The 3,307-nt window shown below is 68.1% G+C and carries 5 protein-coding genes; all 5 read left to right on the top strand.

Features of this window, described 5'->3' with window-relative positions:
• The first annotated feature begins 99 nt into the window (after positions 1–99).
• The 5 genes from NW75_RS19425 to NW75_RS26955 are packed head-to-tail and all read left to right on the top strand — an operon-like array spanning position 100 to position 3,293.
• Positions 100–1,065 (top strand): glycosyltransferase, encoded by a 966-nt coding sequence (locus NW75_RS19425; RefSeq protein WP_033966980.1) that lies wholly within the window; start codon positions 100–102, stop codon positions 1,063–1,065.
• Positions 1,062–1,913, top strand: a complete 852-nt coding sequence (gene hpnC, locus NW75_RS19430; RefSeq protein ID WP_033966981.1) for a squalene synthase HpnC — start codon at positions 1,062–1,064, stop codon at positions 1,911–1,913. The genes NW75_RS19425 and hpnC overlap by 4 nt, the downstream gene beginning before the upstream one ends.
• Positions 1,910–2,749 carry a presqualene diphosphate synthase HpnD gene (gene hpnD / locus NW75_RS19435; protein ID WP_033966982.1) on the top strand — a complete coding sequence of 280 codons (840 nt, stop codon included), beginning with the start codon at positions 1,910–1,912 and terminating at the stop codon, positions 2,747–2,749. Before hpnC ends, hpnD begins: the two co-directional genes overlap by 4 nt.
• A 44-nt stretch (positions 2,750–2,793) precedes the next feature.
• Positions 2,794–3,000 (top strand): FAD-dependent oxidoreductase, encoded by a 207-nt coding sequence (locus tag NW75_RS26950; RefSeq protein ID WP_231565333.1) that lies wholly within the window; start codon positions 2,794–2,796, stop codon positions 2,998–3,000.
• A gap of 59 nt (positions 3,001–3,059) precedes the next feature.
• Entirely contained in the window at positions 3,060–3,293 is a 234-nt protein-coding gene (locus tag NW75_RS26955; protein WP_231565334.1) for a hypothetical protein, read from the top strand.
• The last annotated feature ends 14 nt before the right edge of the window (positions 3,294–3,307 follow it).

Here is a 3,307-nt window from a genome sequence, read left to right on the forward strand (position 1 = left end):
TCCCCCAACCCACCCCCAACCCCTCCCTTCCAGGAGGGGAGTAGAAGAGAGGGCATGGCCCACCGTCGTCGCCGTCGTGCCCGCGCGTGACGAAGCGAGGTGATCGCCGAGTCGATCGCCAGTCTCGCCGCGCAGGATTATCCCGGCGACTTCCGCATCATCCTCGTCGACGATTCGAGCAGCGACGGTACCGCAGAGATCGCCCGCACGGTCGGGTCGGAGCGGTTGCAGGTCGTCACCGGCGCGCCGCTCGCAGCGGGCTGGACGGGGAAATTGTGGGCCGTCTCGCAAGGCATCGCCGCTGCGGGCGACGCGCCCGACTATCTGCTGCTGACCGACGCCGACATCGCCCACGCGCCGGACAGCGTGCGCAGCCTGGTCACGCGCGCGGTGGCGGATGACCGCGTGCTGGTCTCGTTGATGGCGCGATTGCGCTGCGAGAGCCTGGCCGAGCGTGCGCTGATCCCGGCGTTCGTGTGGTTTTTCCAGATGCTCTACCCCTTCGCCACGGTGAACCGGCGCGGGCGCGGCCTCGGTGCCGCTGCGGGCGGGGTGATGCTGGTGCAGCGCCGCGCGCTGGCAGCGGCAGGCGGGATTGCGGCGGTGCGTTCCGCCTTGATCGACGATTGCGCGTTCGGGGCCTTGATGAAGCAGCAGGGGGCGGTGTGGCTCGGCCTGACCGATCGCGCCGTCAGCATCCGGCGTTACGACACTTGGGGCTCGGTCGCGGCGATGATCTCGCGTTCTGCCTACGCCCAGCTTCGCTATTCGCCGTGGCTGCTGGCGGGCACCACGCTCGGGCTCGCGCTGACCTATCTCGCGCCGCCGGTGCTGGCGATTTTCGCGCGGGGCGCGGCGCATTATGCAGCGCTGGCGGCCTGGGCTATCATGGCGCTGCTGTTCCAGCCGATGCTGCAATTTTACCGTCGTTCGCCACTTTGGGGACCTGCCTTGCCGTTGATCGCAACCTTTTATGCAGGCTGCACGCTGCTGTCGGCGTGGCAGCACGGGCGCGGACGCGGGGGCTTGTGGAAGGGCCGCGTTCAGGCGGATCTGTCGGCATGAGCACCGCGACCACCGCCACCGCGCTTGCCTCGGGCAAGGGGCATAAGGACGAGAATTTTCCCGTCGCCTCGGTGCTGTTGAAGCGCGAGCATCGCGCGCCAGTGATGGCCTTCTACCATTTCGCGCGCGCGGCCGACGATGTGGCCGACAATGCCGCCGCCTCCGCCGACGAGAAGCTGACACTCCTCGCCGCGATGCGCGCGACGATTCTCGGCACCGAGGATAGCGATGCGCATTCGGTCGCATTGCGCGCAACGATGGAATCGCATGGGCTGAGCCCGCAGCACGCGCTCGACCTGCTGGTGGCGTTCGAGCGCGATTGCACGGTCGATCGCTATGCCAATTGGGCGGCGTTGCTCGACTACTGCCGCTACTCGGCGATGCCGGTCGGCCGCTATGTGCTGGACGTGCATGGCGAGGACCACGCGACCTGGGCGGCGTCGGATGCGTTGTGCGCCGCGCTGCAAGTCATCAACCACACGCAGGATTGCGGCAAGGATTACCGCGCGATCGGACGGGTGTATCTTCCTGCGGACGTGATGGCAGCCCATGGCGCAACGGTGGAGGATTTGGGTGCGACGACCGCGACCCCGGCATTGCGCGCGGTGATCCGCGATCTGGCCGCGCGATCTGGGGTATTGCTCGCGCAGTCGGCAGGCTTTGCCGCCGCGATTCGCGATCGTCGGTTGGGAATAGAGGTGGCGATCATCCACCGCCTCGCCGCCAGCCTGACCGCGCGTTTGAAAGTCCGCGATCCGCTGTCCGAACGGGTCCACCACCGCGCGCCCGAGGCGCTTGGGCTCGCAACGTTGGCGGCGGCACGGCAAGTGGTTAAGGGACGCTCATGAATCCCAAGGCGACACCCGCCCAACTTCAGGCGCAAGTCTCGCGCAGTTCGTTCTATGCCGGGATGCGCGTGCTGCCGAAGGCGCAGCGCGAGGCGATGTACGCCGTCTATGCCTTTTGCCGCGCGGTCGACGACATTGCCGATGACGAGATTGGCGATCGCCCGGTGCGTGCGGCGGCGCTGGAGGCGTGGCGCGCCGATATCGAATCGCTCTATGCCGGTGGCGATGCGGGGCAAGCGGCGCTGGTGGCGGAGGCGGTGCGCCGCTTCGCGCTCGACAAGGCCGATTTCCTGGCGGTGATCGACGGCATGGCGATGGATGTCGCCGAGGATGTCCGCTTCCCGCCCATGGCCGAGCTCGATCTCTATTGCGACCGCGTCGCTTCGGCGGTGGGGCGGTTGTCGGTCAAGATCTTCGGCATGGAGGAGGAGACCGGCATCGCGCTGGCGCACCATCTAGGCTTGGCGCTGCAATTCACCAACATCCTGCGCGACGTCGATGAAGATGCCGCGATCGGACGCGTCTATCTGCCGCTGGAGCCGTTGCAGGCGGCGGGTATCCCGTTGGGCGACCCTTTTTCCGTCGTCGGCGATGTGCGCGTGGATGCCGCGGCGCGCGTGCTGGCAGCGCGCGCGCATGAGCATTTTAAGGCCGCCGAGGCGATTTTGGCTAAGCGGCCGCGTGGGCATTTGTTGGCACCCCGCTTGATGGCTGCGGTGTACGCGCCCATCCTGGTGCGGATGGAGGCGATGGGCTGGGCACCACCGCGCGAGCGGATCAAGGTCAACAAGGCCGCATTGCTGTTCACCGTGTTGCGGCTCAGCCTGTTCCGTTGAAGCGCGAGGGTTCTATCGGTCGGGTCCGGATCGTCGGGGCCGGGATGGCGGGGCTTGCTGCCGCCGTCGATCTCGCGCGCGCCGGGCACCGCGCGGAGCTGGTCGATGGCGCGGCGCAAGCCGGCGGGCGTTGCCGCAGCTATCACGATCCGCAGCTTGGGCGAACGATCGACAATGGCAACCATCTGGTGCTGTCGGGCAATCGCGCGGTGGCCGACTATCTCGCGACGATCGGCGCGAGTGATCGCTGAGCGGGCCGCTCCACGCCGATTTCCCCTTCGTCGACCGGCGCAGCGGTGCGCGCTGGGCGGTGCGCTTCAATGATGGGCCGCTGCCCTGGTGGATCTTCCGCGATGGCCGCCGGGTGCCCGGTACGCGCGCGGGCGATTATCTGCGGCTGGCGGGGCTGTTGACTGGCGCGCCGGGGCAGACGGTGGGCGACCGGATCGATCCGCGTGGTGCGGTGTGGGACAAATTGATCGAGCCCGTGCTGCTCGCCGTGCTCAACACCGCGGTCGCCAGCGGAGCGCGCCTCCCGCCGTGATCCGCGAGACGCTG

Source organism: Sphingomonas sp. Ant H11 (genome assembly GCF_000797515.1).
Taxonomy (GTDB): Bacteria; Pseudomonadota; Alphaproteobacteria; order Sphingomonadales; family Sphingomonadaceae; genus Sphingomonas.

Bases quoted from the DNA above. Each gene is read 5' to 3' on its own strand.
- NW75_RS26950 (WP_231565333.1), top strand. From the start codon at position 2,794: ATGGCGGGGCTTGCTGCCGCCGTCGATCTCGCGCGCGCCGGGCACCGC.
- hpnC (WP_033966981.1), top strand. From the start codon at position 1,062: ATGAGCACCGCGACCACCGCCACCGCGCTTGCCTCGGGCAAGGGGCAT.
- hpnD (WP_033966982.1), top strand. From the start codon at position 1,910: ATGAATCCCAAGGCGACACCCGCCCAACTTCAGGCGCAAGTCTCGCGC.